We start from the raw sequence: 25,186 nt of genomic DNA, 5'->3' as shown, positions 1-25,186 counted from the left end.
GCGGATCGATGAAGACCCTGACGCTGTCCGCCGTCGCATTGCTCGCGACGGCCTCTCCCGCGCTCGCCCAGGACTATGACGTGCTGATCCGTGGCGGCACTGTGTACGACGGCAGCGGCGCGCCGGGCCGCAGCGCCGATGTCGCGATCATGGGCGACCGCATCGTCGCGGTGGGGACCATCCCCGCCAGGGCGACTGCGAAGACGGTGGTCGATGCGCGCGGCAGGATCGTCGCGCCAGGCTTCATCGATCCGCACTCGCACGCGGCGCCCAATATCCAGACGCCCGAGCTCGCCGCCGCGCTGCCGATGCTCCATCAGGGCATCACCACCCTGTTCCTCAATCCGGATGGCGGCGGCCCGGCCGACCTGGCGCCCCAGATCGCCGATCTCAAGGCCAACGTCCCCGGCGTCAACGTCGCTCCGATGATCGGTCACAATGCCGTGCGCGCAGCGGTGATGGGCAATGTCGATCGCCTTGCCACGCCCGAGGAGCAGGCAAGGATGGAAGGGCTGGTCACCACGGCGATGAAGCTGGGGGCCATCGGCCTGTCCGACGGGCCCTTCTACATTCCGGCCAAATATTCGAACACGGCGGAGATCGTCGGCCTCGCCAAGGCCGCCGCGGCCTTTCCGCATGCCTTCTACGAAAGCCATATCCGGGACGAGGGCAATTACGACATCGGCGTCGTCGCGGCAGTGGAAGAGGTGATCACCGTCGCGCGGGGGGCAAGGCTCCCCGGCGTCGTGACTCACATCAAGGTGCTGGGGCCGCAGGTCTGGGGCAAGTCGGCCGATGTGATCGCGCATATCGACAGGGCGCGTGCCGAAGGCGTGCAGGTCTGGGCCGATCAATATCCCTATACCGCATCCGGCTCGAGCCTGATGGCCTCGCTGGTCCCCGGCTGGGCGCAGGAGGGCGGAGCGGAGGCGCTGGCCAAGCGGCTCGCGGACCCGGCGATGCGCGCCCGCATTCGCGCCGAGATGGTCCCCAATCTCGCCCGCCGCGCCGGGCCGCGCGCGATCCAGATCCGCGCCTACAAGGCCGACCCGTCGCTTGACGGCAAGCGGCTCGACGAAGTCGGCGCGATCATGAAGCTCGATCCGCTCGACGCGGCGATCGAGATGCTCAAGCAAGGCGGGGCGCCCACCGTGTCGTTCAACATGAGCGACAAGGACGTCGAGGCGTTCATGCGGCAGAGCTGGACGATGACGTCGACGGACGGCGGCCTGCCGCCCTTCGGCCGGACCGCGGAGCATCCGCGCGCCTATGGCGCCTTTCCCCGCAAGCTGCGCAACTATGTGATCGACAAGCCGGTGATCTCGATGGCCCAGGCGATCCATGCCGCCACCGGGCTGCCGGCCCGGGTCTTCGCGATCACCGATCGCGGGGCGCTGCGCAAGGGCGCCTTTGCCGATGTGATCGTCTTCGATCCGGCGACGGTGCGCGACACGGCGACCTATGCGAAGCCGCATGCCTATGCCCAGGGCATGGACTATGTCTTCGTCAACGGGCGGGCCGCGCTGGTGCGGGGCACGCCGGCGCCGGAGCGGTTCGGCAGGGTGCTCCTGCGCACGCCCTGATCGTTCGGCGCGGGTTTCAGGCGATGATCAGCTTCACGCCCGCCTGCTCGATCATGCGGGCATGGGCATCGCCGATCGCCGCATCGGTCACGATCACGTCGAGCTCGTCGAGCCCGCACACCACCGAGCCCGAGGGCGCGGCGAATTTGGAGCTGTCGACGAGCAGCGCCACCCATTCGGCGCGGTCGATCATCTGGCGCTCGGCGGCGGCGAGCACGACGTCCGCCTGCATCACGCCCTGCGCGCCGACGAAGGCCGCGCCCATGAACAGGCGCGGGGCATGGACGCGCGGCATGCATTCCTCGCCGCCGATGCCCAGGATGATGTTCTGTTCGCGGAACACCGATCCGCCGGGCACGGCGATGCGGGTGCCCGGCTGGGGCAGCAGCGCGCTCACGACATGGAGCGAGTTGGTAAGGACCTGGAGGTTGAGCCCGGCCAGGTGGCGGCACATCTGCAGCGTCGTCGAGCCGCCGTCGATGATGATCGATTCGCCCGGCTGGCAGAGCGTGGCGGCGGCGCGGCCGATCGCTTCCTTCTGCTTGCGGTTGCGATCGATATTCTCGTGGAACGGCACGCCGGCGAGCGACTGGACGTCGGTGCGCTCCCCTTCGTCGCCGACCAGCCGCGCCCCGCCGCGCACGCGCTGGATCACGCCCTTGCCCTCCAGCCGGTCGAGATCGCGGCGCAGCGTGGCGGGCGAGGCCGGTACGGTCGCCTCCAGGCTCTTGAACGACACGAAGCCGGTTTTCCCCATCAGATCGAGGATCAGGCTATCGCGCTCTTCGACATGCATTTCCGGTGGAGCCCCAAATTTCCTAGGGTCTTGTGCCGGGCAAATCTGCCGAAATCAATCTTTTCCGCTCAAACGATGCCAGCGCCGAGCCCCACGGCCATCCGTTCCTGCGCCTTGCGTGCCCGCCAGCCGCTGTCGCGATAGGCGACGATCGCATCGATCGCGCCGCCGGCTTCCATCCGCGCCATGGCGAGGATCGGCGATACGTCGGTGCGATAGGCCTTTCGCAGCGTGAGGAAGGCCAGCATCGTGTCGTTGGCCTGCTGCGCGGCGGCGAGCGCCTCGCGGTCGACCAGGCTCGCCTTGGCGAAGGCGCCTGCGATCGCTTCGGCCGACGAGATCATGCTCTCGATCGGATCGGTGACGTTGTGCGACTGGTCGATCATGTACGCCGGATCGAATCCGTCGCGCGGGTTCAGCTCGGCCTCGATCAGTTCGTTGAAGACCAGGAAGAGCTGGTGCGGGTTGATCGATCCGCTGTCGAGATCGTCGTCGCCATATTTGCTGTCGTTGAAGTGGAAGCCGCCGAGCTTGCCGAAGCGGTGGAGCCGGGCGACGATCTGTTCGATGTTCACGTTCGGCGCGTGATGGCCGAGATCGACCAGGCACTTCGCCTTGGGGCCCAGTTCCTGCGCGGCGAGGATCGACGAGCCCCAGTCCGAGATCACGGTGGAGTAGAAGGCCGGCTCGAACATCTTGTGCTCGAGCAGCATGCGCCAGTCGTCGGGCAGCGCCGCATAGACCTGGGCCGCGGCCTCGAGATAGCGGTCGAGCGACTTGGCGAGGTCCTGCTGGCCGGGAAAGTTGGTGCCGTCGCCCACCCAGACGGTGAGCGCGCTGGCGCCGAGCTGGCGGCCGATCTCGATGCACTCGACATTATGCTCGACCGCCTGGGCGCGCACGCCGGCATCGCCGGCCGAAAGGCTGCCGTCGCGATAGCTGAGCTTCTGGCCGGGCTGGTCCTGGAAGGTGTTCGAGTTGATCGCGTCGAAGCCCAGGCCGAGCGCCGCCGCCTCCTCGCGCAGCGCGGCATAGTCGCGCACCTTGTCCCAGGGGAAATGCGGGCTGACGCGCGGCGTGACGGTGGAGAGCTGGTGGATCACGGCGCAATCCGCCAGCTTCTCGTGGATGGTCGTGGGTTCGCCGGCGATCGGGAACTTGGCGAAGCGCGTGCCGCCGCGCCCGGCGCCCCAGCTCGGCACCGCGACCGAGAAGCCGGCGACGCGCGCCTTCACTGCATCGATGTCGATCCCGCGGCGCCCGAGCGCGCGGCCCAGGCTGTCATATTCGTCCCGCAGCGCTTCCACCCGCGCCGCATTGTGGCTTTCGATCTGGTCGACCGAAAGCGGCAGTTCCTTCGCCATTGCACCCTCTTGTTCTTATCGCGGGAAAGCCTGCGCGTTCCCGGCATCCACATTGACGATGTTGCCCGTCGATTTGGAAGAGGCTTCGGAAGCGAAGAAATGCACCGCCTCCGCCACGTCCTCGGGCAGTACGTCGCGCTTGAGCATCGAGCGGTTGCGGTAATGCTCTTCCAGCTCCGAGCCGGGATCGATGCCGTGCGCGCCGGCACGTTCCTTGCGCCAGTCGCCGTCCCAGATCCGCGAGCCCTTGATCACTGCGTCCGGGTTGACCGTGTTGACGCGGATGCCGTGCGGCGCGCCTTCCAGCGCCAGGCAGCGGGCGAGGTGCAGCGACGCCGCCTTGGCCGAGGCATAGGCGGAGGCGTTGACTGCCGCGGCCAGCGCGTTCTTCGAGCCGATGAACACGATCGAGCCGCCGCCGACCGCGCGCATCAGCGGGAAGGCGGCGCGGGCGCTGAGGAAATAGCCTTCGGTCAGCACGTCGTAGTTGCGGCGCCACAGCGCGACGCTGGTATCCTCCACCGAAGCGGAAGAGGCGATGCCGGCATTGGCGACCAGGATGTCGAGCCCGCCGAACTCGCGGGTGCACGCCTCGAACGCCGCGGCGACCTGCCGCTCGTCAGTGACGTCGCAGGTCTCGGCGCGGACCACGTCCTTGCCAAAGGCCTGGGCCATTTCGGCGCGGACCCGCTCGGCCGCCTCGGCGTCGCGGTCGACCAGCATCACGCAGGCGCCGTCCTGGAGCAGGCGCCGCACGGTGGCCGCGCCGATGCCCCCGGCACCGCCGCTCACCAGTGCGATGCGGCCGACCAGCGGCCTGGGCTTGGGCATGCGCTGCAGCTTGGCTTCCTCGAGCGCCCAATATTCGATGCCGTACGCTTCCTTCTCGGGCAGGCCGATATAATCGCCGATCGCCTCGGCGCCGCGCATCACGTTGATCGCGTTGCCATAGAATTCGCCGGCCAGGCGCGCCGTGGTCTTGTCGGCGGCGAAGGTGATGCGGCCGATGCCGGGGATCAGCACCACCACCGGATTGGGATCGCGCATCGCCGGATCGCCGGGCTCGGCGCAGCGCTGATAATAGGCCGCATAGCCTTGGCGATACGCCTCCAGCGCGTCGGCCAGATAGGCCTCGTCGTCGAGCCGGGCGGGATCGAGCGTGAGCGGGGCGATCTTGGTGCGCAGGAAGTGATCGGGGCACGAGGTGCCGATCGCGGCCAGCCGGGCGAAATCGCGGCTGCCGGCGAACTCCAGCGTCTCGGGATCGTCGGAGAAATGGCCGATCTTGCCGCGCGCGCCGCGCATCAGGCCACGCAGCCGGGGCATCAGCGCGGCGGCGAGGACGGCGCGGTCATCGGCGGCGAGGGGCGGGGTCACTTCGCCGCCGAACGCCGGGCCCTGGGCCAGGCGTTCGTTGAGATAGGCCGCCGCGTCCGCGATCAGCGCGATCGTGTTGTCGTAACAGGCCTTGGCGGTGTCGCCCCAGCAGATGATGCCATGGCCCTCCAGCATCACGCCGCGCAGGTTCGGGCTTTCGGTGGCGAGCTTGCGGAGCTGCAGGCCGAGCTCGAAGCCCGGGCGCTTCCAGGGCAGCCAGCCGACCGCGCCGCCCCAGATCGCGTCGGTCGCGTCCTTGCCCGCGCTCGATGCCGCCAGCGCGATGATCGCATCGGGATGGACATGGTCGACATGCGCATAGGGCAGATAGCCGTGCAGCGGCGTGTCGATCGACGCCGCGCGCGCGTTCAGGTTGAACGTGCAGTGCGGCAGATACGCGACCATCTCGTCCTCGAACGCCACGCCGCGATAGCGCGATTCGAGGCCGAGCAGCTTGTCGAGATAGAGGGTGGCGAAGCCGTCGAGCTTCATCGAGCCGATATCGCCGCCCGAACCCTTCACCCACAGCACCGTCGCCGGCGCGCCGCTGAGCGGATCGGCCATCGCGATCTTCGCCGAAGTGTTGCCGCCGCCGAAATTGGTGACGGTCAGGTCCGAACCCAACAGGTTCGACCGGTAGAGCAGCAGCCCCTCCGGCGACATGCCGGCGGCCTCCGCATCGGACCAGCGGTTGCGCGGCACGGCGAACGGAATGGCGGACACCGCCCGGCGCACCCTTGTCTCGTCTTCAAGCATCCGGAATTACTCTCCCCCAGCGCCCGTTTCGGCGCGAGCTTCTCTATCAAGGTGTCTAGCCAGATACAATCAACTTCGCTAAATATCAATCATAACAAATTGGGGAGGCAGCATTGGGTGATGGGCTGAGCGTGGTGCTCGATTTGGGTAAGACCTTGTCGAAGCTCAGTCTCTGGGATGCGTCGGGGGCGATGCTGGCCCGGCGGACGCGACCCAATGACCGGCCCGTGACGGTGCTGGGTGGCGAGCGTGTCCGCACGCTCGACGCGGCCGGGATCGAGGCCTGGGCCGAGGAGGTGCTGCGCGCGTTCGCGGGGCTCGGGCGGGTGGCGCGGATCATTCCCGTGGGGCACGGTGCCGCGGCCGCGATCGTGCGCGACGGGGCGCTGGTGGCGCCGCCGCTCGACTATGAGCAGGCAATACCCGCCGAATGCGCCGCCGCCTATCGCGGCCAGCGGGATCCCTTTGCCCGCACCGGTTCGCCCGCGCTGCCCGACGGGCTCAACCTCGGACTCCAGCTACATTTCCTCGAATCGCTCGATCCGGCTCTGCTCCACGGTGACGCGACGATCCTGCCCTGGCCGCAATATTGGGCATGGCGATTCTCGGGCGTCGCGGCATCCGAGGTTACGAGCCTGGGCTGCCACAGCGATCTCTGGTGCCCCGCCTCGGGCAAACCGTCGGCACTTGCCGAGCGGCGGGGCTGGGCCGCCCGGCTCGCGCCGCTCCGGCATGCCGGCGAGGCGATCGGCACGATCGGCGCGGAATGGGCGGAGCGCACCGGCCTGCCGGCCGATGTCGCGGTGCATTGCGGGCTGCACGATTCGAACGCGGCCCTGCTCGCGGCGCGGGGCTTTGCCGATATCGCCGAGCAGGAAGCGACGGTGCTCTCGACCGGTACCTGGTTCGTCGCGATGCGGAGCCCCGGCAAGGGCGCGCGCCTCGACCTGGCAGGCCTGCCCGAGGCACGCGACTGCCTGGTCAATGTCGACGTCCATGGCACCCCGATCCCCTCGGCCCGGTTCATGGGCGGACGCGAGATCGAGCTGCTGACCGGCATCGATACGCGGCGCGTCGACATCAATCCCGATCAGCCGGCGATCATCGCGGCGCTGCCCGGCGTCGTCGCGAGCGGCGCGATGGTGCTGCCGACGCTGACCCCCGGTATGGGCCCGTTCCCGGGCGGCGCGACGCGCTGGATCAACCGGCCGGCCGAATCGATGGGGCTGCGCGCGGCGGTGTGCCTCTATGCGGCGCTGGTGGCCGATGCGATGCTCGACCTGATCGGGACGCGCGAGCGCGTGCTGGTGGAGGGGCGGTTCGGCGAGGCCCAGGCCTTTGTCCGCACGCTGGCCACGCTTCGGCCGGACCTCCACGTCTTCGTCTCCAACGAGCACAACGACGTGTCCTATGGAGCCTTGCGCCTGATCGACCCGTCGCTGGCACCGCCCTCGGCGCTCATCCGGGTGGCGCCGCTCGAGTGCGATCTCGCCGGCTATGCCGCGCGCTGGCGGAGCCTGGCGACGGGCAGCAGCGAGGCGGCATGAAGGCGGCGTCGATATCCGATTATCGCGCACTGGCGCGGCGCAGGCTGCCGCGCTTCCTGTTCGAATATATCGATGGCGGTTCCTATGCCGAGGTGACGCTGGGCCGGAACGTCGCCGATCTCGAGGCGGTGGCGCTGCGGCAGCGGGTGCTGCGCGACATTTCCCGGATCGACCTGTCGACGAGCCTGTTCGGGGAGCGGCTGGCGATGCCGGTCGCGCTCGGGCCGGTCGGGCTGGCGGGGCTCAACGCGCGGCGCGGCGAAGTGCAGGCGGCGCGGGCGGCGGAGGCGGCGGGGGTGCCCTTCGCGCTGTCGACCGTTTCGGCCTGCCCGCTCGCCGAAGTGGCGGGGGCGGTGAAAACGCCGCCCTGGTTCCAGCTCTATATGATCCGCGACCGCGGCTTCATGATCGACCTGATGGCGCAGGCGAGCGCGGCGGGCTGCCCGGTGCTGATCTTCACCGTAGACATGCCGGTGCCCGGCACGCGCTACCGCGATTATCGCTCCGGGCTGGCCGGCGCCCCGGGCCTGGGCGGATCGCTGCGGCGATTCGGCCAGGCGCTGACGCATCCGCGCTGGGCTTGGGACGTGGGCCTGTGGGGCCGGCCGCACCATCTCGGCAATGTCGCGCCGGTGCTTGCCGGCAAGACCGGGCTCAACGACTTCTTCGCCTGGATGCGCGACAATTTCGATCCCGCGATCGGCTGGGACGACCTGGATTTCGTGCGCAGGCACTGGAAGGGGCCGATCCTGCTCAAGGGAATCCTGGATCCGGACGACGCCCGCGAAGCGGCGGCGCGGGGCGTGGAGGGCGTGATCGTCTCCAACCATGGCGGGCGGCAGCTCGACGGCGTGCCGTCGACTGCCCGCGCGCTGCCGGCGATCGCCGATGCGGCGGGAGACCGGCTGACCTTGATGGCCGATGGCGGCATCCGGTCGGGGCTCGACGTGGTGCGGATGCTCGCGCTGGGCGCCCGGGGCGTGCTGCTCGGCCGTGCCTGGGCCTGGGCACTGGGCGGCGGCGGGCAGGCGGGCGTGGCGCATGTGCTGGAGCTGCTGGCCGCCGAGATGCGCGTCGCCATGGGGCTGACCGGCGTGACGCGCATCGACCAGATCGACGAAAAGATACTCGCGGGGAGGGAATGAATATGGGCGGAAATCCGCTGATCGGCGTTTTGTTTCATTGGCTTGGCGGGCTTTCCTCCGCCAGCTTCTATGTTCCCTATCGCCGCATCCAGGCCTGGTCCTGGGAGATATTCTGGCTGGTCGGCGGCGTCTTCTCCTGGCTGATCGCGCCCTGGCTGTTCGCGTCGATCCAGACGCATGACCTGCTCGGCGTGCTGGCGCGGACTCCGAGCAGCACCTGGTTCTGGTGCTGGTTCTGGGGCGCGATGTGGGGTTTTGGCGGGCTCACCTTCGGGCTGACCATGCGCTATCTCGGCCTCTCGCTCGGCATGGCGGTGGCGCTCGGGCTGACCACGGTGATCGGGACGATGGGCCCGCCGATCTTCCACGGCACGCTGGGGCAGCTCGCGGAGACGTCGAGCGGGCAGATGACCTTTTTCGGCATCGCGATCACGCTTGCCGGCATCCTGGTGGTCGCCGCCGCCGGGCGCCGCAAGGAGCGCGAGATGGCAGGCGCGGCGGCAAGCCAGAGCGTGCGCGAGTTCAACCTGCCCAAGGGGCTCGCCATCGCGGTCTTCTCGGGCATCATGTCGGGCTGCTTCGCCTGGGGGCTCGATGCCGGCGCGCCGATCCGCGCGGCCACGGTGGCGGCGGGGACCGATCCGCTGTGGCAAGGGTTGCCGGTGCTGTGCGTCGTGCTGCTCGGCGGCTTCACCACCAATTTCGCCTGGTGCGGCTGGCTGATCCTGCGCAACCGGTCGGCGGGGCAGATCGTCGGCGCGGTTCCGTCGGGCGAGAAGCCGCCGCTGCTGCGCAACTATCTCCTGGCCGCGCTGGGCGGCACGCTCTGGTATTTCCAGTTCTTCTTCTACACGATGGGCGAGAGCCAGATGGGGAAATATGGCTTCTCCTCCTGGACGCTGCACATGGCGAGCATCATCCTGTTCTCCACGCTCTGGGGCTTCGCGCTCAAGGAATGGGCGGGGGTGCGGCTGGGCACGCGGACGCTGGTGTGGCTGGGCATCGGCGCGCTGCTGCTCTCCACCGTGGTGATCGGCGTCGGCAACTATCTCGCGGCATGACCATGGCGAAGCGGCGCCCGCTGATCCTGGGCAATTGGAAGATGCACGGCACGGGCTCCGACCTGGCCGAGGTCGAACGAATCGACGCCGCCGTGCAAGCGCTCGGCGTCGAGGCCGGGCTGATGCTGCCGGCGACGCTGATCGAGCGCGCGGCGCGCCGGGCGCGGGCCGTTGCGATCGGCGGGCAGGATTGCCATGCCGCTGCCCAGGGCGCGCATACCGGCGGCGTGTCGGCGGCGATGCTGCGCGAGAGCGGGGCGACCATGGTGCTGGCCGGGCACAGCGAGACGCGTGCCGGCGATGCCAGCAGCGTGGCCGCCAAGGCACATGCCGCGCAGGCGGCCGGGCTGGCCGTGGTGATCTGCGTGGGCGAGTGCGAGCGTTCGGCCGATGCGCGGGCGCTGGTGGCGGCGCAGCTCCGCGCATCGCTGCCGCCCGGGCTCGACCGGTCGCGCGCCGCGATCGCCTATGAGCCGGTCTGGTGCATCGGCGGGAGCGCGGTGCCGGATGCGGCGCATCTCGCCCGCATCTTCGAGATGCTGCGCGGCGAGGCGGGCGAGGCGCGGCTGCTCTATGGCGGCGCGGTCGATGGCGGCAACGCGGCGGAGCTGCTGGCACTGCCGGGGATCGACGGGCTGCTCGTCGGCCGGGCCAGCCGGTCGGCCGATGATTTCGTGCCGGTGCTGGAGGCGGCGGCGGGCGCCTAGAGGGCGTCCGGCCGCTCCCGCGGCGCATCGGAGGCGCAGGAACGAACCGCACCAAAATAGCCGTCACCCCGGCCCCTTCGGTCGCCTGCGGGGCAAGCAGCCGAGGGGGCCGGGGTGACGAAGTTGGTGGGTCAATCGATCGGCTTGGTCGCGGTGACGCGGATGTCCTTCTTCAGCCGGATATCGTCCGAGGCGCTGCCGACGAGCAACTGATAGGCACCGGCGCGCGCCACCCAGTGATGCGTGGCGGCATCCCAATAGCCAAAGGCCCGCGGATCGAGGCTCAGCTCGACGGTGCGGCTCTCGCCCGGCGCCAGCGCCACCTTGGCGAAGGCTGCGAGCTGCTTGATCGGCTCCTCGGCCGTGCGATCGGCCCGCGCGACATAGAGCTGGACGACTTCCTTCCCGGCCAGCTTGCCCGTGTTGCGGAGCGAGAGGCGGACCTTGGCCGCGGCGCCGGGCGCCACCGTCGCGGGAGCGGCGAGGCCGGCATAGCCGAAGCTGGTATAGGACAGGCCATGGCCGAAGGCGAAGAGCGGCGCCACGCCGCGCGCCTCATAGCCGCGATAGCCGACCAGCAGCCCCTCGGCATATTGGGTCTTCATGTCCGTCAGCCGCACCGGATCGTCGGCGCTGCGCAACGGGAAGGTCACCGGCAGCTTGCCCGAGGGATTGACCTTGCCGATCAGGATGTCGGCGAGCGCCGCCGCGCCCTCCTGGCCCGGTAGCCACATGCCGACGATGCCCGGCACGTCCTTTGCCCAGGGCATGGTCATCGCCGCGCCGGCGTTGATGACCACCACGGTCGACGGGTTGGCCGCCGCCACCGCCGCGATCAGCTTGTCCTGGTCGCCCGGCAAGTCGAAATTGGCCCGGTCATAGCCTTCGCCCTCGGTGAGCGAAGCGGAGCCGCCGACCACGATCGCCGCATCGGCGCGCTTCGCTGCGGCGACTGCCGCATCGAAGTCCGGCCGGGGCACGCGCACGCCGAACTTCAGTGCCTCATAGGGCGTCTGGCCGGTCACATAGTCGAGCTGGATCGGATAGGCCTTGCCGCCCTCGAGCTGGACCTGGACGGTCCGCTGGGGAACGGGAAAGCCGATCACGTCGCGATTGTCCGGCTTTGCCGGCGTCGCCTTGTCGAGGATAGCCTTGCCGTCGAGCGTCAGCACGCCCGTGCCGGTGCCGCGCACGCTGAACTCATAGGTGCCGGTGGCCGGCGCGCGCAGCACGCCCGCCCAGCGCATCGATGCATAGCCGATCACCTTGGCGCTCGCGATATTGGCGCTGATCCGCTTGGTGAAATCGGTGGCGCGTTCGCGCTTCACCGGGTCGCCGCTGAAATCGGCACTGGCATAGTAGGTGGCGGCCAGGCCGGTCTCGCTGCTGTCGGCCGAGGGGCTGAACAGCGCGGGCGCGGCGGTGGGCGGCGTCTCCTCGCTGTCGACGCCCTTTTCGTAGATCACCTCGACGCCCGGCAGCGCGGCGCGGATCGCCTCGAGCGGCGTCACCAGCTTGTCGAACGGCGCCACCGCCGAGCTGCCGCCGCCCTGGATGCGGGCGATATCGGCATTGGGGCCGATCACCGCGAGCGTCCTGATGCCCGGCTTCAGCGGAAGGACGCCGGCATTCTTGAGCAGGACGATCGCTTCCTCGGCCGCGGCGCGGGCGGCCGCGCGGTGGCGTTCGCCGCCGATCTCGCCCTTGGGCTGGGGTCCGTCGAGCGCGCCGCTGCGGACGATCAGGCGCACGATGCGCCGGGCATTGTCGTCGAGCTGCGCCTCGCTCACTTCGCCGTCGCGCACCGCGGCGAGCAGCTTGGCGCCGAAATGCTGGGCGGGGCCGGGCATTTCGAGGTCGAGCCCGGCATTGGCCGCGGGGGCGGTGCTATGGGTCGCGCCCCAGTCGGAGACGACGAAGCCCTTGTAGTTCCATTCCTTCTTGAGCAGGTCGGTGAGCAGCCAGCGATTCTCGCTCGCATAGGTGCCGTTGACCTTGTTGTACGAAGCCATCACCGACCAGGGATCGGCCCGTTTCACCACCGTCTCGAAGGCGGGAAGATAGATTTCGCGCAGCGTCCGCTCGTCGATGACGGAATCGACGAAGAAGCGGTTGGTCTCGTGGTTGTTCACCGCGAAGTGCTTGATCGAGACGCCGATGCCCTTGCCCTGGACGCCGGCGACATAGCCGAGGCCCAGCTTGCCGGCGAGGAGCGGATCCTCCGAATAGGTCTCGAAATTGCGGCCCCAGCGCGGGGTACGGACGATGTTCACCGTCGGCGCCAGCAGCACCGCCGCGCCATAGCCGCGCGACTCCTCGGCGATCGCGGCGCCCACCGCCCTGGCGATTTCCGGATTCCAGGTCGCGGCGATGGCGACGCCGACCGGGAAGACGGTGGCGGGCTTGCCCTCGGGCGAGCGCACGCCGGTGGGGCCGTCGGTCACCTTGACCGCGGGGATGCCCAGCCGCGGGACGGAATGCAGCGTCATCGAGCTTTCGCCGGCGAGCAGCGACACCTTCTCCTCCAGCGTGAGCCGGTGCATCAGGTCTTCGACGCGCTTCTCCAGCGGAGCGCTCTTCTCACGATAGGTCATGCGTTCGTTCTGGGCCTGGGCGAGCGCGGGTGCGCTCGCAATCAACGCCGTCGCGGCGACGCAGGCAAGGAAATTGGCGCGAGTCATCATTTGATCGCGGCGAGATCGGCGGCGGTCTTGGCGAGGATCTCGTCGGTGAGCTTGCCGTCCGAATAGGCCTTGAGCTGGTTGAGGCTCAGCCCCTTGAACATGTCGTATTGCGGCAGGCCGATCAGGCCGGGCAGGTTCTTGTCGATCGCGGCCTTGCCCTGGGCGTCGGCCACGATCTCCTGGATCGGCGTATCCAGCGTGAACTTCGCCGCGGCGGCCGGCGCCGTCGGCGCGGGGGCCGGTGCCGGCGCGGTCTGGGCGAGGGCGGTGCCCGGCAGGGCGAGCAGGGCGGCGATCAGCAGCTTGTTCATCATCTTCATCCTTGGCTTGCGGTTTGGAGATCCAGCTCGGCGATCATCGCCTCGCGGATCAGATATTTCTGGACCTTGCCGGTCACGGTGGTGGGGAAGGCGTCGACGAAGCGGACGTAGCGGGGCACCTTGTAGTGGGCGATGCGACCGCGGCAGAAGGCGCGGACCTCCTCCGCGTCGCCCGACGAGCCGGCGCGCAGCCGGATCCAGGCGCAGAGCTCCTCGCCCATGCGATCGTCGGGCACGCCGACCACGGCCACGTCCTCCACCGCCGGATGGCCGTAGAGGAACTCCTCGATCTCGCGCGGATAGATGTTCTCGCCGCCGCGGATCACCATGTCCTTCAGCCGGCCGACGACATTGCCATAGCCGGCCGCGTCGATCACCGCGAGGTCGCCGGAATGCATCCAGCCCTCCGCGTCGAGCACTGCCGCGGTCTTCTCCGGCTCGTCCCAATAGCCGAGCATCACCGAATAGCCGCGGGTGCAGAGTTCGCCGGGCGTGCCGGCGGGCACGATCTCGCCGGCCTCGTCGACGATCTTGCATTCGAGATGCGGCTGGACCCGCCCGATCGAGCCGATGCGGCGCTCGAAGGGATCGTCCACCGCGGTCTGGAAGCTGACCGGGCTGGTCTCCGTCATGCCATAGGCGATGGTGACCTGGGGCATGTGCAGCCGCTCGTTCACCGCGCGCATCAGCGGCTCGGGGCAGACGGCGCCGGCCATGACGCCGGTGCGCAGCGAAGCGATGTCGAACCGCTCGAACTCGGGATGGGCGAGCACGGCGATGAACATGGTGGGCACGCCGTAGAGCGCGGTGCAGCGCTCGCGCTCGATCGCCGCCAGGGTCGCGCCCGGGTCGAAGCCGGCGGCGGGATAGACCATCGTCGCGCCGTGCGTGAGCGCGGCAAGGTTGCCCATCACCATGCCGAAGCAATGGTAGAGCGGCACCGGGATGCAGACCCGGTCGCCGGGCTGGAGGCGCTGGGCCAGGCCGACGAAATAGCCGTTGTTCAGGATGTTGCGATGGCTGAGCGTCGCGCCCTTGGGCTGGCCGGTGGTGCCGCTGGTGAACTGGATGTTGATCGCGTCGCCGGCGCGCAGTTCCGGGCCGATCGCCGCAAGCATCCGGCGGCTCGCATCGTCCGCATGGCCGGCGACCTGGTCGAACGCGATCCAGCCGGGCCGGCGCGCGGTGCCGATGCAGAGGATGCGGCGGAGCGCGGGCAGGTCGGGTGCGATCTCGGCGACCATCGCGGCATAGTCGCTGGTCTTGAAGCGATCCATGAAGACCAGCGCGGCCAGGCCGACCTTCGCCATGGTGAAGCTGGCCTCGGACGTCCGATAGGCGGGGTTGATCGTGACCAGGATCAGCCCGGCGCGCGCGGCAGCGAACTGGGTGAGCGTCCATTCGATGCAATTGGGCGCCCAGATGCCGATCCGCTCGCCCGGCTCCAGCCCGAGCGCGAGCAGCCCGGCGGCAAAGGCGTCGGCCCGTTCGAGCAGTTCGGCGAAGGTCCAGCGGATATCCTGCTCGACCGAGACCAGCGCCTCGCGCTCGCCCCAGCGGGCGGCGGCCAGCGCCAGCGCCTCGCCGATCGTGTGCTCGATCAGCGGCGGCGCATCGGCGCCCCGGACGAGGCTGGCGGCCGAGCTCACCGCTTCGCGCCGGGAGCGACGCAGAGGAAGTTCGCCGCCTCGTCGGTCGAGCCCTTGCCCGTCCAGCGCGCGACCTTGGGATAGGCGCACAGGGGACGGGTGCGGACCGGCTTGGCCGGGAAGCCGAGATAGCCGAACAGGTCGTTGTCGTATTTGGTGGCGATCATCGTCTCGGGCGCGGGGCCGCCCTGGCGCCATTTGTCGATCGTGCCGAGCGTATCGAGCACGTTCGGGCCGGGGCCGGCCAGGCAGTGCGACATGCCGGGGACCATGAACAGGCGCACCGAGTCCCGCGCGGCGGCGCCGACGCGCTTCTGCACGGCCTGATAATAGTCGATCGTGTTCTCGGGCGCGATCGCGGCGTCGTTCCAGCCATGATAGAGGATTAGCTTGCCGCCGCGCTTCAGGAACGGGCCGATGTCCGGATTGTCGCTGTCGAGCACCGGCGCGAGGCGGCGGGCCGCGGCATAGTCGCGCGTCACGTCGAACGACGCGGGCTGCCATTCGGGGTCCGAATAGACCATGTTGCGGAAGAATTCGCCGGCGAAGATGCCGTGCTGGGCCTTGGGGCCGGTGAGCCACAGGTCCCAGGCGCCGGGAACGGCCTCGGCGCCGGGCATGTAGCCGGGGAAGAATTTCCTGCCCTTGGCATCGAAGGTGCCGCGATACAGCGCGCGCGCCGCGGTGACCTGGCCGGCGGTGAGGCAGGAGGGGCCGTCGCCGGCCTTGCACTGGAGCACGGCCGGATCGAATCCGCACTGGCGCGGATCGTCGAGCACGCCGTCCTTCACGCCATCCTTCGCATCGCACTGGGCGAGCGCGGCGTCCTGGAGCAGCTTGAGCTTCGCGTTGGGGATCAGCGTCTCGGGGCGGGCGAACACCGCGCGATCGGTGGCCATGAACGAGGTCATCAGCCGGCTCCAGGCATTGGCCGGCGCACCCGCGACGATCGCGTCATAATCCTCGGGATAGCGCTGCGCCTCCATCAGCGCCTCGCGGCCGCCATCGGAACAACCCTGGAAATAGGACGCCTTGGGCGCATTGCCGTAATAAGCGGCGATGACGGCCTTGCCGACGCCGGAGGCAAGATGGTTGGCGCGGTGGCCGAAATCGACGATCTTCTCGGGCTGGTTCAGCGCCCATTTGGCGTCGGTGTCGGCAGTGCCGACATGGCCCATGTCGGTGCCCACCGTGGCATAGCCCTTGCCCAGCGCACCCTGCATGGTCAGCTGGGGGAGCAGCATCGAGCCGCCATAGCCGCCATTGCCGGCGCCCAGCAGCTTGCCGTTCCAGGCAGTGGGTGCGGGCAGCCACACCTCGACCTTGATCTCGGAGCGCGGGGTGGGGGCGAGCACCGCATAGACGCGGCAGAAGCCGGCCTGGGCGGGGAGACCGGGCGTACCCTCCTTGGTGTTGACCATGCCGCCCTTGGCGACTTCCTCGGCCTTCACGACCTTGCCGTCGGCGAGCGCCAGGCCGGTGAGCGCGGTGCAGGCGCCGGTGGGCGGGGTCGCCGCGACGGGTTCGGGATTGCCGCCCGAGACGAGCAGCGCGGTGGCGACGGCGCCCAGTGCGCCGAAATGGGCTATCCGGTTCATTTGTTGAGCAACCCCTTGGCCTGGAACCATTTCTGCGCGTGCTCGGGCCAGGCGTCCGATGCCTTGCCGCTCTTGGTGATGCCGAAGCCGTGGCCGCCCTTGGGGAAAGTCACCAGGGTCGCGTCGGCGCCCGCCGCCTTCCAGGCATCGACCAGCCGGCCGGCTTCGGGGCGGACGATGGGATCGTCCTCGGCGACCATCGCGAGCAGCGGCGGCGCCTTGGCCGGGACGGTCAGCGGATTGCCGACCAGGCCGGGATACATGGCGACGATGAAGTCCGGGCGGCTGGCCGGCTTCGCGCCGAGCACCGTCCACATCGTCACCGCGCCGCCGGCCGAGAAGCCCATCATGCCGATGCGGTTCTGCTTCACGCCGAACCTGGCCGCATTGGCGCGGACATAGCGCATCGCTTCCTCGCCATCGGCGGTGGCGAGCGGACGGAGCGGGACGATCGCGGCCTCGAGCGACTTGAAGTTCATCAGCCGGCGGATCATCACCATGCCGAAATCGTCGCCAGTGGGAAGCAGGCGGTAGCGCAGCACGAAGGCGGTGATGCCCTGACTGTTGAGCCACCTGGCCACGCCGTCGCCTTCATTGCCGATCGAGAGCAGATGGAAGCCGCCGCCCGGCGCGACGATCACCGCGGTGCCGTTGGCGATCTTCGGATCGGGGCGGAACACCGTGAGCGTCGGCTCGGAGACGTTGCGGGTGATCAAGCCGTACGGCTTCTTGTCGGCGGTGGTCTCCGCCTGCATCGGACCCATCGAGCCCGGCGCGCCGTTCGGCCAGAGCCGGATCGCCTCCTGGGCATGGGCGGTGACGCTGCCGGCGAACAGCGCGAACGGCGCCAGGATCCGGAAGAGGGTACGCATGGACTTCCTCATTTCTGCTTGGCCGTATCGCGGGCGGCGGCGATCGCCATGATCTCGGGCGTGCCGGCGGGCGCGGCGGCACTTCCGTTATTGCTAATCACTAGCATCTGCGCGCCCGGATCGAACCTTGCCCAGCCCGGGTCGCCGGTCTTGGCGAACGCCGCCCAATGGTCCGCGACCAGCCTGGCGGCGGCCATGTCGGCAGGGCTGGGCTTGCCGCCCGCGGCGGCGAGATTGTCGAACTGATAGGGCACGTCGGTGGCGTGCGAGGCGCCGGCGAGCGTGGCGCGCTTCGCCTCGGCGACATAGCCGAAGCGATAGAGCCAGGTCGGGCCGTGGGCGGCCTGCCGCCTGGCGAGCGAGAAGGCCGGCTCGGTGAAGGTATAGTCGCTCGGGATGTGGCGGTCATAGGCCTCGGCCGAGCCATAGGCGGTGCGCACCGCATCGGCGGCGGCACCCAGCTTCTCGGTCGCCTTGGCGACGAAGCCCTTGAGGAACGGCGCGGGGATGAAGCCCAGCTCGTCGCTGTTCGAGCCGACGACATAGCGGATGCCGCGTGCCTTGCCGGCGGCGAGCAGCGCGTCGGTGTCGCCGGTGACGATGCGGCCGTCGGTCATCGGGCCGGAATAATGCGCTTCGTCGCCGTTGAGCAGGTTGATGCCGCCCTGCACCTTGTCCGCCGGCAATGCGCGCAGCGCCGCGAGATCCTCGGCGCCGGCGTGCTTGGCGAAGGCGAGGCCCTTGGCCTCTCCGGCTGCGAGGTCGGGCCAGCTGTCGCGACCGCCGCCCGAGGCGGCGATCGCCTTGGCGAACAGCCCCTTCGCGGCCGGCGAGACCATCAGCCGGCTGACCGATTCCCCGCCCGCGGACTCGCCGAAGATCGTGACATTGGCCGGATCGCCGCCGAACGAAGCGATGTTGCGCTTCACCCATTGCAGCGCCGCGAGCTGGTCCATCAATGCCCAGTTGCCGGTGGGGCCGCCACCGGCCTCACGGGTGAGTGCGGGCGTGGCGAAGAAGCCGAACCGGCCGAGGCGATAGTTGAAGGTGACGACCACCACCCCGCGCGCAGCCAGGCGGCTGCCGTCGAGGATCGCGGCGCTGCCCGATCCGGTGGAGAAGCCGCCGCCATGGATATAGACCATCACCGCCAGCTTCGCGCCGGCACGGGGCCGGGGCGTCCAGACGTTGAGGAACAGGCAGTCCTCGCTCATCGGCAGCGTGGTGTTGGCGAGGTCGCCCGGCATGCGCGCCTGGACGCAGTCATTGCCATAGCCGGCGGCGTCGCGCGTGCCGGTCCAGCCAGGGACCGGCATCGGCGCGTGCCAGCGCAGCGGCCCGACCGGGGCGGCCGCATAGGGAATGCCCTTGAAGCTGGCGACGCCTTCGGCAGTGGCACCGCGCAGGGTCCCGCGGTCGGTGCGGACCTCCTGCGCCTGGGCGGTGCCCGCGAGCAGCAGGGTGAGAGCGAAAAGCGAAGTTCTCATTTCCGTCCCTCGGTCACGAAGGTGAAGCTGCCCGGCCCGGTGGCATAGACGGTAGCGGCATCGGTCTGGCGGAGCAGGGTGGCGCCATGGGGCACTGCGCCGACCATGCCGAAGCGGGCGGGCACCCAGATCTCGCCGGCGGCGTTCATCGGCACCGTGGCGGTGAGCGTGAGGCGACCGTTCTCGACCTGCCATCCGGCCTTGGCCTCGCCCTGCGGCGTCGCCATCGTGGCGGCAGCCGAAGCCAGGCCCTGCGGAATCTCGGGGCGGACCAGGACGATGCGATAGCCCGGCGCGCCCGGGCGCAGTCCCGCGAGGCGCTGGCGCATCCAGTCCGCGATCGAGCCGAAATAATGATGGTCGCGCGAGCGGGCGTTGAGGCCCCAGGATTCGAACATCGTCTTGTGACCGCTCTTCAGCCAGAAGCCCCAGCTCGGCTCCTCGGTGCGGGTGGCGACGCGATAGGCGAGGTCGGCATGGCCGTAGTCGCTGAGGATCTCGAGCAGGTAGCGCGTGCCGAACACCCCGGCGCGCAGGCCCCGGGCCTCGACGTCGGCGGCGATCGTATCGGCGACCTTCTGCGCCTGGCCCTCCGGCACCATGCCGAAGGCGAGCGGCAGGATGTTCTGCGACTGGGTCGGTCCCTTGGTCGCGCCCTTGTCGTCGAGCGTGCGGTACCGGCCGTTCGCCGCGTCCCAGTAGCGTGCGTTGTAGGCGCGGCGGATATCGGCGGCGAGCGCGCCATAGCGGTCCGCATCGGCCGTGTTGCCGATCACTGCGGAGGACTTGGCCAGCAGGTCCGCCTCGTGGAAGAAATAGGCAGTGGTGATCGCGTCGATCCCGCCATTGTTGGTGGCGAAGATGTCGAGCGGGCCCGGCGCGCTCCATTCGCTGAGGCCCCGGTCGTGGCGATAGTCGGGCGCCTTGAAGACGGTGGCGGTATAGTCGACCAGCCGCTTCTGCATGGCGTGCATGCGCGCCAGGATACGGGTGTCGCCCTCGGCCTGGTAGAGTTCCCAGGGCAGGATCATCGCCGCGACGTCCCAGGGCGTCGACGGACCCCAGACGAACGACCAGCCCGGCGTGCCTTCATAGCCGTAGAAGGGCGTGGCCGGAACGATCTCGGGCAGTTCGCCGCTCGGCGCCTGGGCATCCGGATAGTCGTTCAGCCATTTGGTCCAGACGCGGGCGATGCCCAGGCTGCGCGCCGCGGCGCCGGCCGAGGCCTGGGCATCGCCGGTCCAGCCATTCTTCTCATAGGTCGGCGTATCGGTCTGATAGCCGTGCATGTTGTTCAGGATGGTACGGATCGCCGCCTGGTCGATTTCGTTCAGCAGCGGATTGGCGCTGGTGAAGTTGCCCGTTCGGGCGACCGCGCTATGGGCGACCTTGCCGGTGAGCGTGGCCAGGGTCGGCGTGCCGGAATAGCCGCGCAGCTCGACATAGCGGAAGCCGCGATAGCCGAAGCTCGGTTCCCAGCGCTCGGCGCCCGATCCGGCGAGCGTGTAGCGATCGGTCTGGAGCTGCGCGTCGATCAGGCCCGAGGCGGGGACGACCATCCCGTCGTCGCCGATCCGCTCGCTGGCGACGAGCGAGACGGTGGTGCCGCGCGGCCCGCGCACGTCGAGCGTGGTCCAACCCGAGAAGATGCGGCCGAAATCATAGACCCAGACGCCCGGCTTCACCTGAGTGAGCGAGACCGGGGCAAGCTGCTCGACCGGGGCGATCGGCTCGACGTTCGCGGCCTGGAGCAGACCCTTGGGGCCTTCGACCTGCCGGGCGGCGGTCCAGCCCTTGCCGGCGAAGCCGGGCTTGTCCCAGCCGGTCGGGAGCAGCCGCGCGTCATAGCGCTCGCCGCGATGGACGGAATCGTTGCGGGTGGGGCCGGAGACGGTTCGCCAGCTCGCATCGCTGGCGATCGTCTGGCGCGACCCGTCGGCAAAGGTCACTTCGAGCTGCGCCTTGAGCGCCGGCTCGCCGTGCCAGGGCGCCTGGTCGAAATACCATTCGTTCGGGTCGGTCAGCCCATACCAGCCGCGTCCCAGTTCGGCGCCGAGGACGTTCTGCCCCGCGCGAACACGGTCGGTCACGTCATAGGTCTGGTAGAGGACGCGCTTGTCATAGGCGGTGAAGCCGCTGGCCATCGCGCTGGCGCCGACCGTGCCACCGTTGAGATGCATGCGCGGCCAACCCGCGCCCGCGACATAGAGGCGCGCCGCCGCGATCTTCTTCGCCGGCAGGGTGAAGGCCTTGCGGACGAGCGGGGCGGGGGCCTCGATCGGCAGGACGATGTCGATGTTCGGAACGCCGGCGGCGACAGTGAGCCCCTGCGCCTCCACGGTGCCGCCGACAAAGGGATTGTCGTTGGCCGGGAAGCGGGTGGCGAAGGCCGGGCTGCCGGTGCCGGTGACGCTGACCGCATGGATCGTCGCTCCGGCGGCTTCCCGCGACGAGAAGCCGATCGTGCCGTGCGGCTGGGACTGGTCGGTGAGCAGATCGACTTGCTTGCCGTCGATCGCGGTGGCGATGTCCGAACCGCGGGCGGTGATCGTCACCTTGTGGCGTACCCCCTTCAGCGTGATGCCGGTGAGCGGCACGCGCTTGAGCTCGGTGAGCTTGACGCCCGAACTGCTGCCGCCGGGATAATGGCGGACGCGGGCGATCAGCACCGGGCCGGCCTTCTCCTCGGCCAGGGTCCAGACATAGGCCTCGCCATAGGTCTTGCCGGCCGCACGGGCGCGGAAGAGCAGGTCGACCGAGCTGCCGGTGAGCGTCAGGTCGCTTTCGAAGCGCAGGTCGCTCCAGTCATGGTCGCGGCGTGCCGGGCCGGCGATCCACCCCGCCGCCCAGTCGGCCGGGGCGAGCAGGCCCATCTCCCACCAGCCGGGCCGGCTCCAGCCGCTCTCGCGGCCGTCGGCGTCCCAGGTCCTGACCTGCCAGGAATAGCGGGTGCGCGCGGCAAGGGCGGGCCCCGCATAGGGGATTTGCGCATTGTCGGCCGAAGCCACCTTGCCGCTGTCCCAGACGGGCTTGCCCTCGGCCCTGACGCGGATCTGATAGGCTGCCTGGCGCTTCGCCGGGGAATGCCAGGCGAGGCGCGGGGCAGGCTCGTCGATGCCGAGCGCGGCATCGGCATATTCGGCCGTCAGCCGGGTGGGTGCCGGGCCGTCGTCCCGGGCGGACGCGGCCATGGCGGCGAGAAGCGCCATGGCCGCCGTGCCCGAGGCCAACAGGGTACGCATTGTCAGCACAGACGACGGAAGCGACACCCGATCCCCTTCCCTCAGAACTTGGTCCGGATGCCGAACGTGACGAGCCGTCCCAGGGTGCTGCCATTGGTATAGGCGGCGGCACTGTTCAGCCAGGGCGGATCCTGGTCGAAGATGTTGTCGACGTTCAGCGTGAGCATCGCGTTCTTGATGAAGCCGTGCGCGCCCAGGTCATAGGCGAGGAAGGCATCCACCGTCTGGAAAGCGCCCACCCGGGTCTGCGGCGTGACGCCGAGGATCGGGAAGCCGCCCTTGTAGTTGTACGAGGCCGAGGCGATGAACCCGCCCGACTTGCCGCCCAGCGTGGCGACGAAGGAAGTGCGGCCGACGCCGTTCTTCAGGTCGTCGGTGAACGGTCCGCCGGAAACCGCCTGCGACTTGCGGCTGAGCGTGTAGGTGCCGGCAATGCTGGCGTTGATCGCGCCGAAGCCGGTCAGCCGGGTATAGGCCAGGTTGAAGTCGAGCCCTTCGGTGTTGACCGCGCCCAGATTGTTGCGGCGCGCGTCGATCAGCACATAAGGCGTGAGCGGACCGGTATAGAGGCTGGCGATGCTGGGCGCGCCCACCACGTTCAGGTTGCCCACCGCCGCCTGGGCCTGGGCCAGCGTCGGACGGAGGATGTAGAAGTTCGCATAGTTGGTGTTGGTGAACAGCGTCGGCGAGAGGAACGGCGCCAGGCCGATCGCGTCCTTGAACCTCACATTGTAGTAAGTGAGGTTCGCAACCAGGCCCGGGACCGCCTTCGGCGTCCAGTCGAAGCCGGCGGACCAGGTATCGGCGCGCTCGGGCTTCAGGTTCGGGTTGCCGCCTGCGAGCACGATCGTGTTGCGCAGCGGATCCAGGGGGCCGGCGCCCGGCGCGAGGAACGGGCTGTAGGGCAGCACGGTCGCACGCGAGTCCGAGGTGTTCGTCGTGTCGGCGAGGCTCGGCGCATGGAACGAAGTGCCCCAATTGCCCCGGATCGTCAGGTCGGTGAACGGCTTGTAGTTCACGCCGAACTTCGGGTTGGTGGTGCCGCCCTGGTCGCTATAATCGTCATAGCGGACCGACGCCGAGAGCTGGAGCCCGCGCAGGCCGGGGCTGCCGTTGCCGGCGCCGACGATCGGGATCATCAGCTCGCCAAAGGCCGAGCGCACGTCGCGTGCGGCGCGCGAGGTCTTGGTATTGGCATAGGAGCCGACCGCGCCCTGGGCGATGCGCGAGGAAATGTTCTCGTAGTGATACTCGGCGCCGATCGCGAGGCGGACGTCGCCGCCCGCCAGATGCGCCAGCGAACCGTCGAGGATCAACCGGCCCTCGGCCAGTTCCTGGGTGGCGTCGCCGTAATTCTCGTAGTTCCGGATGGCGGCGAGGGCAGCGGGGCTGCTGGACGCCAGGTCATAGGGATTGAGCGCCATGCCGGGGATCAGGCCGGCGAGCGCGAACGACGCGGTGCCGGTGTCGAGCGCGGCTTCGCGCACCAGGCTGGTGCTGCGCCCGAAATTGCTCTCCGCCCGCAGCTGCCACTTGTCGCCGATCGCGAAGGAGAAGCTGGGAGTGACGCCATAGGATTCGAAGCGCTGGCGGCTGGTCAGGCTGTTCCCATAGACGCTGGCGAACGAGAAGCTGGCGGTCTGCGAGGTCAAACCCGCGATCGGGCGGAAGAAGGGATTGAGGGCAGTGATCGTGCCGGAGAGCATGCCCTGGGCCTGGTTCACCACCGTGTCGCGGCGGGCCCAATAGGCAGTCAAGCCGAAGGCGACATTGTCGTCGAGCTGCTGGGTCAGCGAGCCGAAGACCGAGTTGCGCTCCTCGCGCGGGAACAGGTCGGCATAGGCATTCTGGTCGCACTTGTTGACCGTGCCCGGGGTCAGCGCGGGCAGGGCATAGCTGGTCGCGCCGATCTGGATGTTGCCCGGCGCGCAGGTGGTGACGCGGAAATCGCCGCCGCCCTTCGACCGGCGATCGGCCGAGGCATAGTCGCGATCGATGCCGAGGACGTTATCGTGCCAGACATGGGCATAGGAGAGGAACAGCGAGCCGCTGCCCCAGTCCTTGCCGACGGTCAGGTTGCCGTCGACCGTCTTGTACTTGTCGGCAAAGCCGTAGCGCAGATTGGCGGAGATGCCGTCGAAGAGCTTGCGGGTGATGAAGTTCACCACGCCGCCGATCGCGTCCGAGCCGTAGATGGCCGAGCCGCCGTCCGGCACCACTTCGACGCGCTCGAGCACATCGGGGGGCAGGATCGAGGGATCTACGGTGGTCTGCAGGATGCCCGCGCCGACGCCGCGATGGCCATTGATCAGCACCAGCGTGGTGCTGCCGCCCGAAGCGCCGAGGTTGCGGATATTGGGGCGCAGGACCGGCAGGGCGAACGAGGCCGAGCCCACAGGGATCGTGCCGAAATTGCCGACCTGCGGGATCTTCGCGAGCAGATCGTTGGCGGAACTGACGCCGCGCGCGGTGATCGTGTCGCGGGTGACGCCGATCACGTTGGTGCCGGTGGGGGCGACGCCGCGCAGCAGCGTGCCGGTGACGACGATGTTGCCCTGGGCTTCGTCGGTGCCGTCATCGGCCGGCTGGGCCTCGGCCTGCGCGGCATCGGGACCTGCCGGGGCGGTCTGCGCATGCGCTGTACCGGCACAGGCCAGCATGGTGGCGAGGGCCAGCATCGAAAGCCCCGCCTGCTTCGCGAATCCGCGGACGCGCGGCTCCATGATCTCGGTGTTCATATTCCCTCCCCAATTGGTCCTTCGGACTCTCGTTTCCCGCGGGGTCAGCGCCTTGCGCGGGATGGAATCACCCGTCCGAGCGATTTTCCACAATCATTCAATCTCGATCTTTTTCGATCATGTCAATGATCAAATTAGATTGTCGACAGGGGGTCTGGGTCTTGGAAAGCGGCGGGTATCCTGCTCAATCTCAATCGGCAAGGCGGGTACGACGCGGCAAACGCGGGGCGCGCGACAAGCCTCGCCATCCTGCTGGATGG

Annotated in this window: 16 protein-coding genes; 5 read left to right on the top strand and 11 right to left on the bottom strand. The window is 69.1% G+C overall.

Annotated features, from left to right (window positions below):
* Window positions 1-8: 8 nt before the first annotated feature.
* On the top strand, window positions 9-1,583 hold the full coding sequence (locus tag BGP17_RS05725) for an N-acyl-D-amino-acid deacylase family protein (protein WP_286711307.1): 1,575 nt from the start codon (window positions 9-11) through the stop codon (window positions 1,581-1,583).
* Between the two features lie 16 nt (window positions 1,584-1,599).
* Here the strand turns inward: BGP17_RS05725 and BGP17_RS05720 are convergent, their stop codons facing one another.
* The 3 genes from BGP17_RS05720 to BGP17_RS05710 all read right to left on the bottom strand — a co-directional run bounded on the left by BGP17_RS05720 (window position 1,600) and on the right by BGP17_RS05710 (window position 5,876).
* The gene (locus BGP17_RS05720; RefSeq protein WP_167300595.1) at window positions 1,600-2,379 is read right to left on the bottom strand and encodes a DeoR/GlpR family DNA-binding transcription regulator; all 780 of its coding nucleotides are present in this window, start codon (window positions 2,377-2,379) and stop codon (window positions 1,600-1,602) included.
* 68 nt (window positions 2,380-2,447) lie between these two features.
* Complete coding sequence (rhaI, locus tag BGP17_RS05715) at window positions 2,448-3,743, bottom strand: L-rhamnose catabolism isomerase (RefSeq protein ID WP_286711306.1); 1,296 nt, start codon at window positions 3,741-3,743, stop codon at window positions 2,448-2,450.
* 15 nt (window positions 3,744-3,758) lie between these two features.
* On the bottom strand, window positions 3,759-5,876 hold the full coding sequence (locus tag BGP17_RS05710) for a bifunctional rhamnulose-1-phosphate aldolase/short-chain dehydrogenase (protein WP_286711305.1): 2,118 nt from the start codon (window positions 5,874-5,876) through the stop codon (window positions 3,759-3,761).
* 113 nt (window positions 5,877-5,989) lie between these two features.
* Here BGP17_RS05710 and BGP17_RS05705 point away from each other — a divergent pair, with 113 nt between their 5' ends.
* From BGP17_RS05705 to BGP17_RS05690, 4 genes are read left to right on the top strand one after another with little or no spacing between them, the layout of a single operon-like run.
* Window positions 5,990-7,423 carry an FGGY-family carbohydrate kinase gene (locus BGP17_RS05705; protein WP_286711304.1) on the top strand — a complete coding sequence of 478 codons (1,434 nt, stop codon included), beginning with the start codon at window positions 5,990-5,992 and terminating at the stop codon, window positions 7,421-7,423.
* A complete protein-coding gene (lldD, locus tag BGP17_RS05700; RefSeq protein WP_167300591.1) occupies window positions 7,420-8,568 on the top strand; it encodes an FMN-dependent L-lactate dehydrogenase LldD in 1,149 nt (382 codons plus the stop codon). The genes BGP17_RS05705 and lldD overlap by 4 nt, the downstream gene beginning before the upstream one ends.
* Before the next feature lie 2 nt (window positions 8,569-8,570).
* Window positions 8,571-9,629 (top strand): L-rhamnose/proton symporter RhaT, encoded by a 1,059-nt coding sequence (gene rhaT, locus BGP17_RS05695; RefSeq protein WP_286711303.1) that lies wholly within the window; start codon window positions 8,571-8,573, stop codon window positions 9,627-9,629.
* Window positions 9,626-10,336 (top strand): triose-phosphate isomerase family protein, encoded by a 711-nt coding sequence (locus BGP17_RS05690; RefSeq protein ID WP_341786461.1) that lies wholly within the window; start codon window positions 9,626-9,628, stop codon window positions 10,334-10,336. Before rhaT ends, BGP17_RS05690 begins: the two co-directional genes overlap by 4 nt.
* A 131-nt stretch (window positions 10,337-10,467) precedes the next feature.
* Here the strand turns inward: BGP17_RS05690 and BGP17_RS05685 are convergent, their stop codons facing one another.
* From BGP17_RS05685 to BGP17_RS05650, 8 genes are read right to left on the bottom strand one after another with little or no spacing between them, the layout of a single operon-like run.
* The gene (locus BGP17_RS05685) at window positions 10,468-13,017 is read right to left on the bottom strand and encodes a beta-glucosidase (RefSeq protein WP_286711302.1); all 2,550 of its coding nucleotides are present in this window, start codon (window positions 13,015-13,017) and stop codon (window positions 10,468-10,470) included.
* Window positions 13,017-13,331 (bottom strand): hypothetical protein, encoded by a 315-nt coding sequence (locus BGP17_RS05680; protein WP_167300587.1) that lies wholly within the window; start codon window positions 13,329-13,331, stop codon window positions 13,017-13,019. The genes BGP17_RS05685 and BGP17_RS05680 overlap by 1 nt, the downstream gene beginning before the upstream one ends.
* A 5-nt stretch (window positions 13,332-13,336) precedes the next feature.
* A complete protein-coding gene (locus BGP17_RS05675; RefSeq protein WP_286711301.1) occupies window positions 13,337-14,989 on the bottom strand; it encodes an AMP-binding protein in 1,653 nt (550 codons plus the stop codon).
* A complete protein-coding gene (locus BGP17_RS05670) occupies window positions 14,986-16,587 on the bottom strand; it encodes a tannase/feruloyl esterase family alpha/beta hydrolase (RefSeq protein ID WP_286711300.1) in 1,602 nt (533 codons plus the stop codon). Before BGP17_RS05670 ends, BGP17_RS05675 begins: the two co-directional genes overlap by 4 nt.
* Complete coding sequence (locus tag BGP17_RS05665; protein WP_167300585.1) at window positions 16,584-17,459, bottom strand: alpha/beta hydrolase; 876 nt, start codon at window positions 17,457-17,459, stop codon at window positions 16,584-16,586. The genes BGP17_RS05670 and BGP17_RS05665 overlap by 4 nt, the downstream gene beginning before the upstream one ends.
* Before the next feature lie 8 nt (window positions 17,460-17,467).
* Window positions 17,468-18,946 (bottom strand): carboxylesterase/lipase family protein, encoded by a 1,479-nt coding sequence (locus BGP17_RS05660; RefSeq protein WP_286711299.1) that lies wholly within the window; start codon window positions 18,944-18,946, stop codon window positions 17,468-17,470.
* Window positions 18,943-22,188: an alpha-L-rhamnosidase gene (locus tag BGP17_RS05655; protein ID WP_286711298.1), complete on the bottom strand. Its 3,246-nt coding sequence runs from the start codon at window positions 22,186-22,188 to the stop codon at window positions 18,943-18,945. The genes BGP17_RS05660 and BGP17_RS05655 overlap by 4 nt, the downstream gene beginning before the upstream one ends.
* 41 nt (window positions 22,189-22,229) lie before the next feature.
* Window positions 22,230-24,926, bottom strand: a complete 2,697-nt coding sequence (locus BGP17_RS05650; RefSeq protein WP_286711297.1) for a TonB-dependent receptor domain-containing protein — start codon at window positions 24,924-24,926, stop codon at window positions 22,230-22,232.
* Window positions 24,927-25,186: the final 260 nt, after the last annotated feature.

Origin of the sequence: Sphingomonas sp. 67-41, assembly GCF_001899725.1 — a bacterium.
Lineage (GTDB): Bacteria > Pseudomonadota > Alphaproteobacteria > Sphingomonadales > Sphingomonadaceae > Sphingomonas > Sphingomonas leidyi.
The sequence above is the reverse complement of the archived record's forward strand: the minus strand, read 5'-3'. Positions and strand labels throughout refer to the sequence as shown.

What these genes read in the sequence shown, in the direction of transcription:
- BGP17_RS05725 (WP_286711307.1), top strand. Translation starts at nt 9, where the DNA reads ATGAAGACCCTGACGCTGTCCGCCGTCGCATTGCTCGCGACGGCCTCT.
- BGP17_RS05720 (WP_167300595.1), bottom strand. Translation starts at nt 2,379, where the DNA reads ATGCATGTCGAAGAGCGCGATAGCCTGATCCTCGATCTGATGGGGAAA.
- rhaI (WP_286711306.1), bottom strand. Translation starts at nt 3,743, where the DNA reads ATGGCGAAGGAACTGCCGCTTTCGGTCGACCAGATCGAAAGCCACAAT.
- BGP17_RS05710 (WP_286711305.1), bottom strand. Translation starts at nt 5,876, where the DNA reads ATGCTTGAAGACGAGACAAGGGTGCGCCGGGCGGTGTCCGCCATTCCG.
- lldD (WP_167300591.1), top strand. Translation starts at nt 7,420, where the DNA reads ATGAAGGCGGCGTCGATATCCGATTATCGCGCACTGGCGCGGCGCAGG.
- rhaT (WP_286711303.1), top strand. Translation starts at nt 8,571, where the DNA reads ATGGGCGGAAATCCGCTGATCGGCGTTTTGTTTCATTGGCTTGGCGGG.
- BGP17_RS05690 (WP_341786461.1), top strand. Translation starts at nt 9,626, where the DNA reads ATGACCATGGCGAAGCGGCGCCCGCTGATCCTGGGCAATTGGAAGATG.
- BGP17_RS05685 (WP_286711302.1), bottom strand. Translation starts at nt 13,017, where the DNA reads ATGACTCGCGCCAATTTCCTTGCCTGCGTCGCCGCGACGGCGTTGATT.
- BGP17_RS05680 (WP_167300587.1), bottom strand. Translation starts at nt 13,331, where the DNA reads ATGAACAAGCTGCTGATCGCCGCCCTGCTCGCCCTGCCGGGCACCGCC.
- BGP17_RS05670 (WP_286711300.1), bottom strand. Translation starts at nt 16,587, where the DNA reads ATGAACCGGATAGCCCATTTCGGCGCACTGGGCGCCGTCGCCACCGCG.
- BGP17_RS05665 (WP_167300585.1), bottom strand. Translation starts at nt 17,459, where the DNA reads ATGCGTACCCTCTTCCGGATCCTGGCGCCGTTCGCGCTGTTCGCCGGC.
- BGP17_RS05660 (WP_286711299.1), bottom strand. Translation starts at nt 18,946, where the DNA reads ATGAGAACTTCGCTTTTCGCTCTCACCCTGCTGCTCGCGGGCACCGCC.
- BGP17_RS05655 (WP_286711298.1), bottom strand. Translation starts at nt 22,188, where the DNA reads ATGCGTACCCTGTTGGCCTCGGGCACGGCGGCCATGGCGCTTCTCGCC.
- BGP17_RS05650 (WP_286711297.1), bottom strand. Translation starts at nt 24,926, where the DNA reads ATGAACACCGAGATCATGGAGCCGCGCGTCCGCGGATTCGCGAAGCAG.